Origin of the sequence: Streptomyces sp. NPDC090045 (genome assembly GCF_044747975.1) — a bacterium.
Classification (GTDB): Bacteria; Actinomycetota; Actinomycetes; order Streptomycetales; family Streptomycetaceae; genus Streptomyces.
This window is the reverse complement of sequence record NZ_JBIVFA010000011.1, coordinates 71,081-87,397: the sequence shown is the minus strand read 5'-3', so window position 1 is coordinate 87,397 and position 16,317 is coordinate 71,081. Positions and strand designations below refer to the sequence as shown.

At 71.8% G+C, this 16,317-nt stretch carries 17 protein-coding genes; 6 read left to right on the top strand and 11 right to left on the bottom strand.

What is annotated here, in order from left to right; all coding sequences use genetic code 11:
* The first annotated feature begins 69 nt into the window (after positions 1-69).
* Complete coding sequence (locus ACIPYQ_RS26950; RefSeq protein WP_401255945.1) at positions 70-585, top strand: HAD domain-containing protein; 516 nt, start codon at positions 70-72, stop codon at positions 583-585.
* Positions 586-818: 233 nt separating this feature from the next.
* Positions 819-1,244 (top strand): hypothetical protein, encoded by a 426-nt coding sequence (locus ACIPYQ_RS26945; RefSeq protein WP_401255942.1) that lies wholly within the window; start codon positions 819-821, stop codon positions 1,242-1,244.
* Between the two features lie 70 nt (positions 1,245-1,314).
* Here the strand turns inward: ACIPYQ_RS26945 and argH are convergent, their stop codons facing one another.
* Positions 1,315-2,742, bottom strand: a complete 1,428-nt coding sequence (gene argH, locus ACIPYQ_RS26940) for an argininosuccinate lyase (protein ID WP_361765555.1) — start codon at positions 2,740-2,742, stop codon at positions 1,315-1,317.
* A gap of 116 nt (positions 2,743-2,858) precedes the next feature.
* Positions 2,859-4,052 carry an argininosuccinate synthase gene (locus ACIPYQ_RS26935; RefSeq protein ID WP_351824100.1) on the bottom strand — a complete coding sequence of 398 codons (1,194 nt, stop codon included), beginning with the start codon at positions 4,050-4,052 and terminating at the stop codon, positions 2,859-2,861.
* 166 nt (positions 4,053-4,218) lie between these two features.
* On the opposite strand from ACIPYQ_RS26935, the gene ACIPYQ_RS26930 reads away from it, so the two are divergent.
* Genes ACIPYQ_RS26930 through ACIPYQ_RS26920 form a run of 3 tightly spaced genes read left to right on the top strand, consistent with a single transcriptional unit; the run spans position 4,219 to position 7,031 of the window.
* Complete coding sequence (locus ACIPYQ_RS26930; protein WP_401255938.1) at positions 4,219-5,751, top strand: hypothetical protein; 1,533 nt, start codon at positions 4,219-4,221, stop codon at positions 5,749-5,751.
* A gap of 5 nt (positions 5,752-5,756) precedes the next feature.
* Positions 5,757-6,338 carry a pyridoxamine 5'-phosphate oxidase family protein gene (locus tag ACIPYQ_RS26925; RefSeq protein ID WP_401255935.1) on the top strand — a complete coding sequence of 194 codons (582 nt, stop codon included), beginning with the start codon at positions 5,757-5,759 and terminating at the stop codon, positions 6,336-6,338.
* A 6-nt stretch (positions 6,339-6,344) separates the two neighbouring features.
* Entirely contained in the window at positions 6,345-7,031 is a 687-nt protein-coding gene (locus tag ACIPYQ_RS26920) for a L,D-transpeptidase (RefSeq protein ID WP_401256374.1), read from the top strand.
* Between the two features lie 46 nt (positions 7,032-7,077).
* On the opposite strand, the gene ACIPYQ_RS26915 is transcribed toward ACIPYQ_RS26920, so the two are convergent.
* The gene (locus ACIPYQ_RS26915; protein WP_401255932.1) at positions 7,078-7,746 is read right to left on the bottom strand and encodes a hypothetical protein; all 669 of its coding nucleotides are present in this window, start codon (positions 7,744-7,746) and stop codon (positions 7,078-7,080) included.
* A gap of 180 nt (positions 7,747-7,926) precedes the next feature.
* Between ACIPYQ_RS26915 and ACIPYQ_RS26910 the strand changes: the two genes are divergently transcribed.
* A protein-coding gene (locus tag ACIPYQ_RS26910) for an IS5 family transposase (protein WP_401255929.1) occupies positions 7,927-8,855 on the top strand; the annotation gives its coding sequence in 2 pieces (ribosomal slippage) (positions 7,927-8,355 and positions 8,358-8,855; 927 coding nt in all).
* Positions 8,856-8,875: 20 nt separating this feature from the next.
* Here the strand turns inward: ACIPYQ_RS26910 and ACIPYQ_RS26905 are convergent.
* The 8 genes from ACIPYQ_RS26905 to ACIPYQ_RS26870 all read right to left on the bottom strand — a co-directional run bounded on the left by ACIPYQ_RS26905 (position 8,876) and on the right by ACIPYQ_RS26870 (position 16,317).
* Positions 8,876-9,787, bottom strand: coding sequence for a hypothetical protein (locus ACIPYQ_RS26905; RefSeq protein ID WP_401255926.1), 912 nt, complete (start codon positions 9,785-9,787; stop codon positions 8,876-8,878).
* A 67-nt stretch (positions 9,788-9,854) separates the two neighbouring features.
* Positions 9,855-10,391: an arginine repressor gene (locus ACIPYQ_RS26900; protein WP_361765567.1), complete on the bottom strand. Its 537-nt coding sequence runs from the start codon at positions 10,389-10,391 to the stop codon at positions 9,855-9,857.
* A gap of 7 nt (positions 10,392-10,398) precedes the next feature.
* Positions 10,399-11,604: an acetylornithine transaminase gene (locus ACIPYQ_RS26895; RefSeq protein ID WP_401255923.1), complete on the bottom strand. Its 1,206-nt coding sequence runs from the start codon at positions 11,602-11,604 to the stop codon at positions 10,399-10,401.
* Positions 11,601-12,557, bottom strand: coding sequence for an acetylglutamate kinase (argB, locus tag ACIPYQ_RS26890; RefSeq protein WP_401255920.1), 957 nt, complete (start codon positions 12,555-12,557; stop codon positions 11,601-11,603). The genes ACIPYQ_RS26895 and argB overlap by 4 nt, the downstream gene beginning before the upstream one ends.
* Positions 12,554-13,726 carry a bifunctional glutamate N-acetyltransferase/amino-acid acetyltransferase ArgJ gene (gene argJ, locus ACIPYQ_RS26885; protein WP_401255917.1) on the bottom strand — a complete coding sequence of 391 codons (1,173 nt, stop codon included), beginning with the start codon at positions 13,724-13,726 and terminating at the stop codon, positions 12,554-12,556. The genes argB and argJ overlap by 4 nt, the downstream gene beginning before the upstream one ends.
* On the bottom strand, positions 13,723-14,751 hold the full coding sequence (argC, locus tag ACIPYQ_RS26880) for an N-acetyl-gamma-glutamyl-phosphate reductase (protein ID WP_401255914.1): 1,029 nt from the start codon (positions 14,749-14,751) through the stop codon (positions 13,723-13,725). Before argC ends, argJ begins: the two co-directional genes overlap by 4 nt.
* A gap of 163 nt (positions 14,752-14,914) precedes the next feature.
* Entirely contained in the window at positions 14,915-15,637 is a 723-nt protein-coding gene (locus ACIPYQ_RS26875; protein ID WP_401256371.1) for an N-acetyltransferase, read from the bottom strand.
* A gap of 104 nt (positions 15,638-15,741) precedes the next feature.
* Complete coding sequence (locus ACIPYQ_RS26870) at positions 15,742-16,317, bottom strand: histidine phosphatase family protein (protein WP_401255911.1); 576 nt, start codon at positions 16,315-16,317, stop codon at positions 15,742-15,744.

The window sequence follows — 16,317 nt, the reverse complement described above, 5'->3', positions numbered from 1 at the left end:
GAGACGTCAATGTCTCATTCTCGCGAAAAATGGGCTGCCTCGCGGGCAGCCGGAAGGGAATCTGAGCCGATGAAGCCACTGCTGCTGATCGATGTCGACGGACCGCTGAACCCCTACGCGGCCAAGGCCCAGCGCCGCCCCGAGGGCTACACCACGCACCGGATGCGACCCACGGGCTGGAGGGAGGCGGAGAGCGCGAAGCCGCTGCGGGTCTGGCTGAATCCCGCCCACGGGGAGGAGCTGCTCACCCTCGCGGACGCGTACGAACTGGTCTGGGCCACCACGTGGAAGGACGAGGCGAACGACTGGATAGCCCCCCATCTCGGCCTGCCCCGGCTGCCCTTCATCGACTGGCCGTCGATGCACGGCCGCGCACCGCGCGGCACCTTCTGGAAGACCCAGTACATCCTCGAGTACACGGGCGGCCGGCCCTTCGCCTGGATCGACGACGACATCGGCGCCATGGACCACGAGTACGTCGAGCAGCACCACCCGGCGCACGCCCTGCTCCTGCGGATCGACGAGCGGATCGGGCTGACCGGGGAGGACTTCGACACCCTTGCGAACTGGGCGCACTCACTGTGATTCGATGACTACTACCCGTGTTCGCACGGATGATGCGCGGTCGTCAACGGGCCCCGCCGGAAAATCCCCCATCGAACGAACGCTCCCCTCTCCGCAGGCTCTGATCATTTGGAGTGACCGTGCCCGCAAGACCTTCCCGGGCCGGTGCGGAAAGCGGGAGGCTCCTCTCCAGTGAGCCCTTACCCGGGGCGGGTTCACCTGCACCGAGTCCTTCTTTCGGCAGGGAGAGAACCATGAACACATCGAGGAAGCTGGCCCTCGCGGCCACGGCGATGGCACTGACGGTCGGCGGCGTGGTCGCCGTGTCCTCGGCGTCGGCCGAACCGCACGAGGCGGTCCGGGCGGCGGCCACCACCACGGCCTGGGCCAAGGTCTCCGCGAGCGGACAGTTCCTGGGAGCGCAGGGCATCACCGGAACCGTGAACCACTTCGGCGCCGGCCGCTACAACATCACCACGACGTCCAACATCAACAACTGCGCCCTCCTGGGCACCATCAACACCAACGGCGGCAGCGACCCCGGGCCGGGCAGCTCGTCCATCCTGGTCGGCCAGGTGAACGCGAACACGCTCTTCGTCCGCACCGCGACCCCGTCCGCGGGCGGCAACGCCGCCGTGGACAGTGACCGGCCGTTCTCGATCAGCATCGTCTGCCTGTAAACGCCGAAGGGGCGGGGGAGCCCATCCGCTCCCCCGCCCCCGGCCGTGCTCGGGACTACTGCTTTCGGGACTACTGCTTGTGGACCGCCCAGGCGTGCTGGATGACCAGGTCGGCCTTCAGCTCGGTCAGCTGGACCGCGACCGCCGAAGGGGCGGTGCCGCCGCGGCCGTTGCGGGAGGCGAGCGCGCCCTTGACGTTGAGGACGGTCCGGACCTCGGGGGTCAGGTGCTCCGAGATCTTCGCGAACTGCTCGTCCGTGAGCTCGTCCAGCTCGATGCCGAGCGCCTCGCACTCCTTGACGCACTCGCCGGCCACCTCGTGCGCCACCCGGAACGGCACGCCCTGCTTGACCAGCCACTCCGCGATGTCGGTGGCGAGCGAGAAGCCCGCCGGGGCCAGCTCCTCCATCCGCTCCCGGTTGACCGTGAGGGTGGCCATCATGCCGGTGAAGGCCGGCAGCAGGACCTCGAGGGTGTCGCAGGAGTCGAAGACCGGCTCCTTGTCCTCCTGGAGGTCCCGGTTGTACGCCAGCGGCAGCGCCTTGAGCGTGGCGAGCAGACCGGTCAGGTTGCCGATGAGGCGGCCCGACTTGCCGCGCGCCAGCTCCGCGATGTCCGGGTTCTTCTTCTGCGGCATGATCGACGAGCCGGTGGAGAAGGCGTCGTGCAGCGTCACGAAGGAGAACTCCTTCGTGTTCCAGATGATGATCTCCTCCGCGATCCGGGACAGGTTGATCCCGATCATCGCGGTGACGAAGGCGAACTCGGCGACGAAGTCGCGCGAGGCCGTGCCGTCGATGGAGTTGCCGACCGAGCCCCGTTCGAAGCCGAGGTCGGCGGCGACCGCCTCCGGGTCCAGGCCCAGGGAGGAGCCGGCGAGGGCGCCCGATCCGTAGGGGGAGACCGCGGTCCGGGTGTCCCACTGCCGCAGCCGCTCCGCGTCCCGGGACAGGGACTGCACGTGGGCCAGTACGTGGTGGGCGAAGAGCACCGGCTGCGCGTGCTGGAGGTGGGTCCGGCCCGGCATCGCGACGTCCGCGTGGCTCTCGGCGAGGCCGACCAGCGCGTCCTGGAGGTCCGCGACCAGACCGCCGATGGTCCGGGCGTGGTCGCGCAGGTACATCCGGAAGAGGGTGGCCACCTGGTCGTTGCGGGAGCGGCCGGCGCGCAGCTTGCCGCCGAGGTCGGCGCCGAGCCGCTCCAGCAGGCCGCGCTCCAGGGCGGTGTGCACGTCCTCGTCGGCGATGGTGCCGGTGAAGGAGCCGTCGGCCACGTCGGCCTCCAGCTGGTCCAGCCCGGCGATCATGCGGTCGAGCTCTTCGGCCGTGAGCAGGCCCGCCTTGTGGAGCACGCGGGCGTGGGCGCGCGAGCCGGCGATGTCGTAGGGCGCGAGGCGCCAGTCGAAGTGGACCGACGCGGACAGCTTCGCGAGGGCCTCGGCGGGACCGTCGGCGAACCGGCCGCCCCAGAGCCGGACGTCACCCTTGTTGCTGCTCACAGCTACTGCTCCTCAGGACTGCATGGCCTGTACGGCCTGTACGGCATGCTTTTCGGATGTGAAACCGCCTCCCCGCCGCGGAGGAAACGGGGAGGCGGTCACGTACTGCTGATCGGTCAGGCGAGGTCGCGCCGCGCCGCGATCTTCGAGGAGAGGCCGAAGATCTCGATGAAGCCCTGGGCCTTGGACTGGTCGAAGGTGTCGCCCGAGTCGTAGGTCGCGAGGTTGAAGTCGTACAGCGACTCGTCCGACTTCCGGCCGGTGACGACGGCGCGGCCGCCGTGCAGGGTCATCCGGATGTCACCGGTGACGTGCTGGTTGGCCTCGTTGATGAAGCCGTCCAGCGCCCGCTTGAGCGGGGAGAACCACAGGCCGTCGTAGACCATCTCGCCCCAGCGCTGCTCGACCTGCCGCTTGTAGCGGGCCAGCTCGCGCTCGACGGTGACGTTCTCCAGCTCCTGGTGGGCGGTGATCAGCGCGATCGCGCCCGGGGCCTCGTACACCTCACGGGACTTGATGCCCACGAGACGGTCCTCGACGATGTCGATCCGGCCGATGCCCTGGGCGCCGGCGCGGTCGTTGAGCTGCTGGATCGCCTGGAGCACGGTGACGGGCTTGCCGTCGATGGCGACCGGGACGCCCTCCTTGAAGGAGATGACGACCTCGTCGGGCTCGCGCGGCAGGGCCGGGTTCGAGGTGTACTCGTAGATGTCCTCGATCGGGGCGTTCCAGATGTCCTCCAGGAAGCCCGTCTCGACGGCGCGTCCGAAGACGTTCTGGTCGATGGAGTACGGGGACTTCTTGGTGGTCGCGATCGGGAGCTGCTTCTCCTCGCAGAAGGCGATCGCCTTGTCGCGGGTCATCGCGTAGTCACGGACCGGGGCGATGCACTTGAGGTCCGGGGCGAGGGCGACGATGCCCGCCTCGAAGCGGACCTGGTCGTTGCCCTTGCCGGTGCAGCCGTGGGCGACGGTCGTGGCGCCGTGCTTCTTCGCGGCGGCGACCAGGTGCTTGACGATGGCCGGCCGGGAGAGCGCCGAGACCAGCGGGTACCGGTCCATGTAGAGGGCGTTCGCCTTGATCGCCGGGAGGCAGTACTCGTTGGCGAACTCGTCGGAGGCGTCGGCGACCTCGGCCTCGACCGCACCGCAGTCGAGCGCGCGCTTGCGGATGACGTCCAGGTCCTCGCCGCCCTGGCCGACGTCCACGGCAACGGCGATGACCTCGGCGCCCGTCTCCTCGGCGATCCAGCCGATGGCGACGGAGGTGTCCAGGCCGCCCGAGTAGGCGAGTACGACGCGCTCGGTCACGGGTTTCTCCTTACGGTGCAATCAACGACAGGCATAACTATGCACTACTCCGTATGTTTCGTCAATCGACCCCACCGTGAGGCCCCTGACCAGGGCGAATATGGGGCGCGCCAACGCCCGGCCACCGCCTAGGCTCACCGGGTACGCACGGACAGGGGGAGGGCGCATGAGCGTCTGGGAGCGACAGGACGCGGAGAACGGGCGGGCCGCCGCGGCGGGGCTGCTCGCCGGCAGGCGCCTCGGGATCGGCGGAGTCCGCCTCCCCGACCGGCCGGCGGCCTGGACCGCCTTCGACGAAGAGGTCCGGCAGGCCCGCGCCCACGGCACCTCGCTGCCCTCCTACGACCGCCTGGAGACCCGCCTGTGCCACCGGGACGGCCGGATCCGCGAGGCCGCGCTCGCCGAGCCGGACCCGGCGCTCCCGCTCGTCGCGATCCGGTGTGCCGACTGGGTCCCGGCGGTGCGCAAGCGCGCCCGCCGGGTCCTCGGCGAGGCCCTGGCCGCCGATCCCGCGCGGACACTGACCGAACTGACCCCGCTGGTCCTGCGGCTGGGACGGCGGGAGCAGGGCGCCTGGGCGCTGGAGCGGTTCGAGGCGGCCCTGCGCGCCGAGGACCCCGTCCTCGCCCCGTGGTGGCGGCCGGCCCGGCCCGCGACCTGGTGGCGGGCCGAGCGGCCCGCGCACACCCGCACCGGCGAGGAGCCCGACACCGTACTGGCGTGGCTGCGCTGGAACCCGGACGTGGCGACCCGGCGCTTCGCCACCCGGATCACCCTCGACCTCGGGCTGTTCCGCGTACGGGAACTGGCCCGGCGGGCCGCCGTCGAGCAGGACGCGGTGACGGGCACCCTGTGGACCGACGCCGCGCTGGCCGCCCTGGCCGCCGGGGCTCCGGACGACGGACCTGACCGGGCCGACGCGGACGCGGCCGTCGACGCCCTGCTGGGCGGGCACCTCCCGATGGTCCGGGCCGCCGGGGTCACCGCCCTGCGCGGGGCCGGGCGGGCCGCCGAGGCCGTGCACCACCTCGCCGACCGCTCCGGAACGGTCCGGGCCTGTGCCCGCTGGCTCCTGCGCCAGGGCGGCGGCGATCCGTACGCCTACCTCCGCGAGCTGGTCGAGGACCCGGACCGGATCACGCGGTACGCCGTGACCGGCTTCGCCGAGTGCGCAGCCCGCGCGGACGCCCCGCTGCTGCGCGCCCTGCTGGACCACCCCGTCGGAGCGGTCCGGGCGGCGGCCGTCGCGGGACTGCGCCTCCTGGACGTCACCGACCTCGCGCTGCTGCGGTCGCTGCTGGACGACCCCTCCCCGGGCGTGGCCCGGGAGGCCTCGGTGAGCCTGCGCGCCTCGGCGGGGCAGCTGCCCGCCGACTGGCTGCTGGCCCGCATCGCTCCCGGGCAGCCGCTGACCACCCGCCGGGCCGCCTACCGGCTGCTGTTCGCGCGCGGCGGCGTGGCCGGACTGCGGGCCTCCGTGGACCTGCTGTCGGACGAGGACCCGGGACTGCGCATGGTCGCCCGGCAGCGCCTGCAGAGCCTGTGGTCCCCCCACCGGCCGCCGGCCCTGCCGATCCGGGACCCCGAGGTCGGCGTCCTGCTGGACCGCTGCACCGGAGTGTTCAGCGACTACGTCCTGCAGCGGATGCGCGCACAGCTCGGGCTCCCCCGCACACGAACCACGACGGACGGATACTGATCACCATGGGAAAACTCCACGAACGCATAGACGGCCGCCTGCGCAAGTTCATCGAAGAACAGCCGGTCTTCTTCACCGCGACCGCACCCCTGGCGGGTGACGGCCACGTCAACCTGTCCCCCAAGGGCCGCGCCGGGACCCTCGTGGTCATCGACGAACAGACGCTCGCCTACCTGGACTTCGGCGGCAGCGGCGCCGAGACCATCGCGCACGTCCGCGAGAACGGCCGGATCACCCTCATGTGGTGTGCGTTCAGCGGCCCGCCGAACATCGTGCGCATCCACGGCGAGGGCGAGGCGGTCTTCCGCGACGACGCGCGCTGGGCCGAGCTGATCGCCCTCTTCGGCGAGGCCGACGGACCCGCGGCGCGGGCGATCATCCTCGTCCGCGCCTGCCGGATCGCCGATGTCTGCGGGTACGCCGTCCCCCTGATGGAGTACCAGGGCGAGCGCACCCTCCATTCGGAGTACTTCGGCCGCAAGACGGACGAGGAGTTCGCCGCGTACTGCGAGAAGAAGGAGTTCATCGGGACGAGCGTCGACGGCCTGCCTGCGCTGCCCCTGCCCCTTCCGCCCCGTACCGTCTGACATGTGCTGCGTACCGCTCTCGTCACCGGTTCACTGATCGCCGCGAGTCTGCTCCCGCACGGCCCCGCGTCCCTGCCCTCCCGGCTCACCGACACCGGCGGCGGCAGTCAGCTGATCATCGCCGTCGCGCCCGCCCCCGGATCCACCACCGGCCGGCTGACCTGGTGGGACCGGTGGTCCGGGGGCTGGCACGAGGCCGGGAGCGCGCCCGCCCGGTTCGGGGCGAACGGCCTCACCGAGGGCGCGACCCGTACGCAGGGCACCAGCACCACGCCGACGGGCCTGTACGCACTCCCATACGCCTTCGGTATCCGGCGGGCGCCGGCCGGCACGGAGTACGGCTACCGGCGGGTGCGGGGCGACTCCTGGTGGTGCCAGGACAACGCGTCCGCGCACTACAACCGCTGGGTGGAGCCGCTGCCCGCGGACTGCGCGCCGGGCGAGGCCGAGCACCTGGTGACGTACGAGAAGCAGTACGCGCACGCCCTGCTCATCGCCTTCAACTACGAGCGGCCCGTACGCGGCCGTGGCGCCGGGATCTTCCTGCACGTCAACGGCAAGGGTGCGACGGCCGGTTGCGTGTCGGTGCCCGAGCGGGCCATGCGGGCGATCCTGCGCTGGGCGGACCCGCGCCGGCGTCCGCACATCGCGATCGGCACGGCGGAGGGGCCGCTCGCCGTCACCCGGTACTAGGCAGTGTCCTGGCGATCAAGAGTGGAAGGCTGCTTGCGCCTAGCGTTCACGCAGCTGTCGCCGCACCCAGGTAAGGGGCGAAGTGCTCGGCCACCTCCGCCGCCACCGCCGTCGCGTTGAGCGTGCCGTCGACTTCGATGACGCGAATGCCGAGGCGGCGGGCGTTCTGTGCCGCATCCTCGGCAATCAGCCGGTCGCGGGCGATGCGGTTGGCTTGGGCGCGGGCTGGGTTGGTGACAGGAACGTTGAGGGCTCCTGCGCGCGGAAGGGTGTGGAGCTGGTGGTGGCGGAAGTCTTCGGTGGGGACGAGGACGACCATTCGCCGGAGCGAGTCGAGCAGCGGCGCGACGAGCTCCGGTCGCAGTCCCCATCCCTCAGCGATCGCCGGCCGGCCGGTGAACAGCGCGCGCAGGTCGTCCAACGCCCACTCGAAGCGGACCGGGAAGCCGGCCAGCGTCTCGGAGACCATTTCCTCCGGGCTCTGTTCCACCCAGACATGGTCGGGAGTGGGGTCTCCCACGGGCTCACCCAGGGCGACCCGGCGCGCGATCCGGCGATCCTGGTGGCCGCGGGCGTCATGATAGTCGTAGTGATACACCGTCAAGCCATGCTCCTTGGCGATGATTTCTGCCACGGTGGTCTTGCCGGACCACTGTGCGCCGCCGATCCACAGAGTGCGCTGCAGGCTGCCATGCGGATCCCAGATTTCTGACATGAGCGTCCTCCCGTTGGGGAGCGGCGTAGACCTCCGCCCGGTGATGAGTGTCCGGGGTGGAGAACAAAAATTGCAGTCTTGTCTTCACTGGGTGGTTGGCAGAGAGTGGAAGGGAGGGCAGACCGTTGCCCGCCGCGCACCTGGTCGTGGCCGCTGTTCAGTTGAATCGTTGATACGACCATGGGAAGTAGGAGCGATCTCACGGATGCCGAGTGGGAGCGACTGGGGCCGCTTCTGCCAGTCAGCAACGGGCGTTGTGGCAGGTGGCGGGACCATCGTCAGGTTGTGAACGGGGTGCTGTACCGGATCCGGACCGGCGTGCAGTGGCGCGATCTGCCAGAGCGGTACGGTCCGTGGAAGACGGTGAATGAGCGGCATCGCCGCTGGTCGGCGGACGGGACGTGGGAGATGCTCCTGCGGCGGGTCCAGGCCGAGGGGGACGCGGCCGGCGAGATTGACTGGGACGGCTCGGTCGACTCCACATCCGTGCGCGCGCATCACCATGCGGCCGGCGCCCGGCAGGCTCCGCCGCCCGTCCTCAAAGGGGGCTCCGCGCAGACGGTCAGAGCCGCTCGGATCCGGGCGGAACTGATCGACCGCCTGGCGGAGGTGGCGCGGGAGGTGAGGCGCTCGGCCGTTCGCGCGGCGGGTTCACCACCAAGATCCACCTGAGTGCGGACGGCCGCTGCCGGGTGCTCTCGCTGGTCGTCACGCCCGGGCAGTGCGCCGACTGCACCCAGTTCGAGCCGGTCCTGGACAAGATCCGCGTGCCGAGGCTGACCTGCGGCAGTCCTCGCATAAGGCCGGACAGCGTCATTGCGGACAAGGGCCACAGCAACCGCCGAACCCGCAGCTACCTGCGCAGACGAGGAATCCGGCACGTCATCCCGGAGAGAGCCGACCAGGCCGCCAACCGGGTCCGACGCGGCAGCGCCGGGGGTCGGCCGCCCGGATTTGACAAGGACCGCTACGAGAAGCGCAACACAGTGGAACGGGCGATCAACAAGCTGAAGGCCTTCCGTGCGGTTGCGACCAGGTTCGACAAGCGCGGCTACCTCTACCTCGGCACCGTCACCGCAGCCGCACCCATCATCTGGTTCCGTTCGTGATCGCCAGGACACTGCCTAGGTCACCCGCTACCGGGCCCCTTGGCCTCGGGCTCGTCCTCGTCCTCGTCCTCGTCGGTGGCCCGGTACTCGTACGCGTCCTCCCACCAGACCTTGTCGTCCAGCCACTCGTCGGCCTCGTCATCGTCGTCGTCGTCATCGGCCTGGTCGACGCCGCGCCACCGGTCGCGGTCATCGATGCTCCGCACGACGTGGCGCCGTTGCCCTTCGTCCAGGGCCGCGAGGGACGGATGCGGCTCGGCGCGGATCCGGTCCCCCAGCGGGTCGCCGCACTGCGTCCGTTCCCGGACCTCCCGGCCGGCCTTCTCGGCGAACGCCAGCGCCATCAGGCCGAGGGCGGCAACCGCGGCGCAGGCCCATTCCCCCGGGCCCTGCGGGCGCTCGGCCACCAGCAGCACGCCCACCAGGCCCCAGGACATCATCACGAAGAAGAGGCCCGCGCAGCCGCAGCAGGCCAGCAGTCGGTTCCCCTCGCCGTCCGGCATCCGCGGGAGGTCGGGCAGCAGGGCGTCCCGTTCGCTCGCGTAGGCGCTGCGCCGCCGCACGTACTCCTCGTCGTACCGGTCGATCCAGCCGATCGACACGGGCTCCGGATCGTGCCGGCGTACAGCCTCCAGCAGGGTGGCGGGCAGCGGGTGGGCGGGAGTCCGGGCGGGGTCGCGGCCCTCCTCGGTCAGGAACGCGGCTCCCTCCCCGTCGATCCGGAGGTGGCCGCCGAGGACGAGTTCGGCGGCCGCCGCCTCGGTCGCCTCGCTGCGCCACAGGGCGGCGTGGTACGGCTCCGGTTCGACGGTTGCGACGAGCCGGAGGATCTCGCGCCGGATCCGGGCCCGGCGCCGCCACCGCAGGCCGATGGGCCCGTACACGGCGGCGGTCATGACGGACGCCCATATGGCGAGGACGAGTTGGAGCACGCCCCGAGGCTATGTCGGCGGGCGTCGGTCCGGCACGGGATTTCCGCCGCCCCCCGGGCCTCCCCGCTCAGCCCTCCTTCTGCGCCAGACGCAGGAGGTGATCGGCGAGGGCCTGGCCGCCCGCCGGGTCGCGGCTGATCAGCATCAGGGTGTCGTCGCCCGCGATCGTGCCGAGGATCGCCCGGAGTTCGGCCTGGTCGATCGCCGAGGCGAGGAACTGCGCGGCACCCGGCGGGGTGCGCAGGACCACGAGGTTCGCGGAGGCCTCCGCCGAGATCAGCAGCTCCCCGGAGAGGCGCCTCATGCGCTCCTCCTTCGCGGACTCGCCGAGCGGGGCCTGCGGGGTGCGGAACCCGCCCTCGCTGGGCACCGCGTAGATCAGCTCGCCACCGGTGTTGCGGATCTTGACCGCGCCCAGCTCGTCGAGGTCCCGGGAGAGCGTCGCCTGGGTGACGCTCAGCCCGTCGTCGGCGAGCAGCTTGGCCAGCTGGCTCTGGGAGCGGACCGGCTGCCGGTTGAGGATGTCCACGATCCGGCGGTGGCGCGCGGTGCGGGTCTGCGGGACGGCCTGGCCGCCTTGCTCGTTGTCCTGCGGCTGGCTCATCGTCGTCTCATTCTCCGGATCCGTCCCCGTTGGCTGCGTCGAGGATGCCGGGCAGGGCCCGGAGGAACGCCTCCGCCTCGGCCTCGGTGAGTACGTACGGGGGCATGAGCCGTACGACGTCGGGGGCGGGCGCGTTGACCAGGAATCCGGCATCCTGAGCCGCCTGCTGCACCTGGGGTGCGAGCGGCTCGGTCAGCACGATACCCAGCAGCAGGCCGGCGCCCCGGACGTGGGAGACCAGCGCGTGCCCCGAGGCCTCGATCCCGGCCCGCAGCCGCTCGCTGCGGGCCTTGACCTGGTCGAGCAGGCCCTCGGAGGCGATGGTGTCGATCACGGCGAGGCCGGCGGCGCAGGCGACCGGGTTCCCGCCGAAGGTGGTGCCGTGCTGGCCGGGCTGGAACAGGTCGGCCGCGGCCCCGAAGAGGGCCACCGCGCCGATCGGCAGGCCGCCGCCCAGCCCCTTGGCGAGGGTGACGATGTCGGGCTCGACGTCCTCGTGGGCCTGGTGCTCGAACCACTGGCCGCACCGGCCGATGCCGGTCTGGACCTCGTCGAGGACGAGCAGGGTGCCGGTGGCGCGGGTGATCTCGCGGGCGGCCGTCAGGTATCCGGCCGGGGGAACGACCACGCCGTTCTCGCCCTGGATCGGCTCGATGACGACGAGCGCGGTCTCCTCGGTGACGGCGGCCCGCAGGGCCTCGACGTCGCCGAACGGGACGTGCGTGACGTCGCCCGGCAGCGGCCGGAAGGGCTCCTGCTTCTTCGGCTGCCCGGTGAGGGCGAGGGCGCCCATGGTCCGGCCGTGGAAGCCGCCGTCGGTGGCGACCATGTGGGTCCGCCCGGTCAGCCGGCCGATCTTGAAGGCGGCTTCGATGGACTCGGCCCCGGAGTTGCAGAAGAAGACCTTGCCGGGGCGGCCGAAGAGCTGCAGCAGCCGCTCGCCGAGCGCGACGACCGGCTCTGAGATGAAGAGGTTGGAGACGTGGCCGAGGGTGGAGATCTGCTCGGTCACGGCCGCCACGATCGCCGGGTGGGCGTGGCCCAGCGCGTTGACCGCGATGCCGCCGACGAAGTCGGTGTACTGCTTGCCGTCGGCGTCCCACACCTGGGCGCCCTCGCCGCGCACGAGGGCGACCGCGGGGGTTCCGTAGTTGTTGGTCAGCGCACCCTGCCAGCGCGCGCCGTACTCCTGGTTGCCGGTGCCCTTCGTCATTCCGCTCCCCCTGGCTGTTGTCCGGGCTGTGGGTCGGGCACGACCATCGTGCCGATGCCCGAGTCCGTGAAGATCTCCAGCAGGATCGAGTGCTGGACCCGCCCGTCGAGCACGCGGGCGGTGTTCACGCCGTTGCGCACGGCGTGCAGGCACCCCTCCATCTTGGGCACCATGCCGCTGGACAGCTCGGGCAGCAGCTTCTCCAGCTCGCTGACGGTGAGCTTGCTGATGACCTCGTCGCTGTGCGGCCAGTCCGCGTAGAGCCCCTCGACGTCGGTGAGGACCATCAGCGTCTCGGCGCCCAGCGCGGCGGCGAGCGCCGCGGCCGCCGTGTCGGCGTTGACGTTGTAGACGTGGTGGTCGTCGGCGCTGCGCGCGATGGAGGAGATGACCGGGATCCGGCCGTCCGACAGCAGCGCCTCGATCGCGCCGGTGTCGATGGCGGTGATCTCGCCGACCCGCCCGATGTCGACGGCCTCGCCGCCGACCTGCGGGGTGTGCTTGGTCGCGGTGATGGTGTGGGCGTCCTCGCCGGTCATGCCGACGGCGAGCGGCCCGTGCTGGTTGAGCAGTCCGACCAGCTCGCGCTGGACCTGGCCCGCCAGGACCATCCGTACGACGTCCATGGCCTCCGGGGTCGTCACGCGCAGGCCGGCCTTGAACTCGCTGACCAGGCCCTGCTTGTCGAGCTGGGCGTTGATCTGGGGGCCGCCGCCGTGCACGACGACCGGCTTGAGGCCGGCCTGGCGGAGGAAGACCACGTCCTGGGCGAAGGCGGCCTTGAGGTCCTCGTCGATCATGGCGTTGCCGCCGAACTTGATGACGACGATCTTGCCGTTGTGGCGGGTGAGCCAGGGCAGGGCCTCGATGAGGATCTGCGCCTTGGGCAGGGCGGTGTGCTTGCGGGCGGTGCCGCCGGAGGTGCCGGGCTGGCCGGCCTTCTCGTCGCTCATGAGGAGTAGGCGCTGTTCTCGTGGACGTAGTCGGCGGTCAGGTCGTTGGCCCAGATGACGGCCGACTCGCCGCCGGTGGACAGATCGGCGGTGATGCGGACCTCGCGGTCCTTCATCGACACCAGGTCGCGGTCCTCGCCGACCGAGCCGTTCCTGCAGACCCACACGCCGTTGATGGCGACGTTGAGGCGGTCCGGGTCGAAGGCGGCCCCGGTGGTGCCGATCGCGGAGAGCACCCGGCCCCAGTTCGGGTCCTCGCCGTGGATGGCGCACTTGAGCAGGTTGTTCCGGGCGATGGACCGGCCGACCTCGACCGCGTCGTCCTCGCTGGCCGCGCCGATGACCTCGATGCGGATGTCCTTGCTGGCGCCCTCGGCGTCGCCGATCAGCTGGCGGGCCAGGTCGTCGCAGACCGTGCGCACGGCCTCCGCGAACTCCTCGTAGACGGGCACCTGGCCGGACGCGCCGGAGGCGAGCAGCAGCACCGTGTCGTTGGTGGACATGCAGCCGTCGGAGTCGACCCGGTCGAAGGTGGTGCGGGTCGCGGCGCGCAGCGCCTTGTCGAGGGTGGCGCTGTCCAGGTCGGCGTCGGTGGTGAGGACGACGAGCATGGTGGCCAGGCCCGGGGCGAGCATGCCGGCGCCCTTGGCCATGCCGCCTACGGTCCAGTCTCCCCGGGAGGCGGTGGCCGTCTTGTGCACGGTGTCGGTGGTCTTGATGGCGATGGCGGCGGCCTCGCCGCCGTCCTCGGACAGGGCGGCGGCCGCGGTCTCGATGCCGGGGAGCAGCTTGTCCATGGGGAGCAGGACGCCGATCAGGCCGGTGGAGGCGACGGCGACCTCGCCGGCGTTGAACTCCGTGCCGGTGCCGAGCCCGTTCAGGACGTCGGCGACCTTCTCGGCGGTGGCGTGGGTGTCCTGGAAGCCCTTGGGGCCGGTGCAGGCGTTGGCGCCGCCGGAGTTGAGGACGACCGCGCTGACGGCGGCGCCCCGCAGGACCTGCTCGGACCAGTGCACGGGGGCGGCCTTGACGCGGTTGGAGGTGAAGACGCCCGCGGCGGCGAGACGCGGCCCGTTGTTGACCACGAGGGCCAGGTCCGGGTTGCCGCTGGCCTTGATCCCGGCGGCGATGCCCGCCGCCGTGAATCCCTGTGCAGCCGTAACGCTCACGGCGCGACTCCAATCGTGGAAAGCCCGAGCTGCTCGGGGAGCCCGAGGGCGATGTTCATGCTCTGCACCGCGCCGCCGGCGGTGCCCTTGGTCAGGTTGTCGATGGCGCTGACGGCGATGATCCGCTGGGCGGACGCGTCGTAGGCGACCTGGATCTGGACGGCGTTGGAACCGTGGACGGACTTGGTGGACGGCATCCGGCCCTCGGGCAGCAGGTGCACGAAGGGCTCGTCGGCGTACGCCTTCTCGTAGGCGGCGCGGAGCGATTCGGCGGTGGTGCCGGGGAGGGCCTTGGCCGAGCACGTGGCGAGGATGCCGCGCGCCATGGGCACGAGGGTCGGCGTGAAGGAGACGGAGACGCGCTGCCCGGCGAGCGGGCTCAGGTTCTGCACCATCTCGGGGGTGTGCCGGTGGCTGCCGCCGACGCCGTACGGGGTCACCGATCCCATCACCTCGGCGCCGAGCAGGTGCGGCTTGAGGGCCTTGCCCGCGCCGGAGGTTCCGGTGGCGGCGACGATCACGGCCTCCGGCTCGGCGAGCTGCGCCTGGTAGGCGGGGAAGAGCGCGAGGGAGACGGCGGTGGGGAAGCAGCCGGGGACGGCGATGCGCTTGGTGCCCTCCAGCGCGGCGCGGCAGCCCGGCAGCTCGGGGAGCCCGTAGGGCCAGGTCCCGGCGTGCGGGGCGCCGTAGAAGGCGTCCCAGTCGGCGGAGTCCTTGAGCCGGTGGTCGGCGCCCATGTCGACGACGAGGACGTCCTCGCCGAGCTCGGCGGCGACGGCGGCGGACTGGCCGTGCGGGAGTGCGAGGAAGACGACGTCGTGGCCGGCGAGGGCCTGCGGGGTGGTCGCCTCCAGGGTGCGCCCGGCGAGCGGCACGAGGTGCGGCTGCAGGGGGCCGAGGAGCTGTCCGGCGTTGGAGTGGCCGGTCAGCGCGCCGATCTCCACTTCGGGGTGCGAGAGCAGGAGGCGCAGGACTTCTCCGCCCGCGTACCCGCTCGCTCCGGCCACCGCTACACGTACCACCATCGGACCCTCCTCATCGATGGCATGACTATACGTACGTCCGCACGTTTATGCAATGTTCTGGATCTCGGCGGGAGGGGTGCGCGGGAGGATCCGGCGCCTGTGGCGCCCTGGAGAAGATGTCTAGCAGGAAAGGCCCCGCTCCGGCGGCGATTCCGCCTTCCCGTCAGCCGGTCGCGCCGGCCGCCGGCGGGGGCGTCCCGTCGACGAGACGGTGCCTGACCCATACGTTCGGCTCCACGTAGACCGCGTAGCCCTGCTCCGGTTCGCAGCGCACCGGCGCCAGGGCGCCCGGGACGCGCACGGGGCCGGCGGCGTCGAAGGGCAGTCCGGTCCACTCGCGCCACTGGGCGAGCGAGCCGGTGATCGTCATCGACAGCGGCGCCACCGAGTGGACGACCCCGCCCGCGCGGACGTGGACGCGCAGCCACGGGTCGTACGGGAGGCCGTCCTCGCGGGTCCGGTACGCGTACTCGTGGATCGGGGTGTCCGGCTCGGCCGGCTTCCCGCTGGGCCGGACCGGGGCCACCACCTCGGCGAAGCCGAGGGCCCGGGCGTTGTCCCGCATCGCGGCCAGCATCAGCCCGGAGAGCCCCTCGCCCTGCCGGTCGGCGGCCACGGTGATCTCGATCGCGCTCACCGTGTCGGGCCGCACCCCGCGGCGCAGGTCGGAGAAGGCCCACAGGAGGATCCGGTCCCAGCCCTGCGCGGGCAGCTCCCCGTCACGGCCGTCGGCGTGCAGGGCGAAGGGCACGCTGAAGCCCCGGGCGGCCACCGCGTCCCCGTCGGTGGCGACCAGGACGTAGTCCGCCAGCTCGGCCGTCATCCGCGGGTACAGCAGCCAGGCGACCGCGTCGTGGGCGGCGAAGGGCGGCCACGGGTCCTTCATGTCCCAGAGCCGGTCCGCCAGTTCGGGCCGCTCGGCGAGCGTGGTGATCAGTATCGCGGTCACCCCCGCACCCTAACGACTGCCCGGGGAGGCCTCGAACGCGTTTACGCCGGGGCCTGCAGGGAGAGGTACCAGCGCCCCGACCAGCCCGTCAGGGTGAGCGTGGACAGCGGCCGGACGTCCACGTGCCAGTAGGTCAGCGGGGGCGCCTGCAGCGCGTAGACCAGGGCAGCCCGGACCACCGAGGGCTCGGCCACCGCCACGATCTCGCCGCCGTCGTCGGCGGGACGGGTGTCCAGCCAGCCGCCGATCCGGGAGATGAAGGCGAGCAGGGACTCGCCTCCGTGCGGGGCGGACCGCGGATCGGCGAGCCACAGGTCCACCGCCCCGGGCTCTCGGGCGGTCACCTCGGCCAGGGTCAGCCCCCGCCAGCGGCCCATGTCGCACTCGCGCAGCGCGGGCTGCGCGAGGGGCGCGTAGCCGAGGGCCTCGCCCGTGGCCCGGCTGCGCGGGGTCGGAGAGCAGTAGCGCAGCTCGGCCGAGCCCAGGGGCACGAGGTCCCGGGCGGCGCACTCCACCGACCGCCAGCCCGCTCCGTCCAGCGGGCGGTCGTCGTCGAAGCGCTCGGCGAGCAGCGAGGAACTACGGGCTGCGGCGACCAGCGAAACCCGAACATGCAT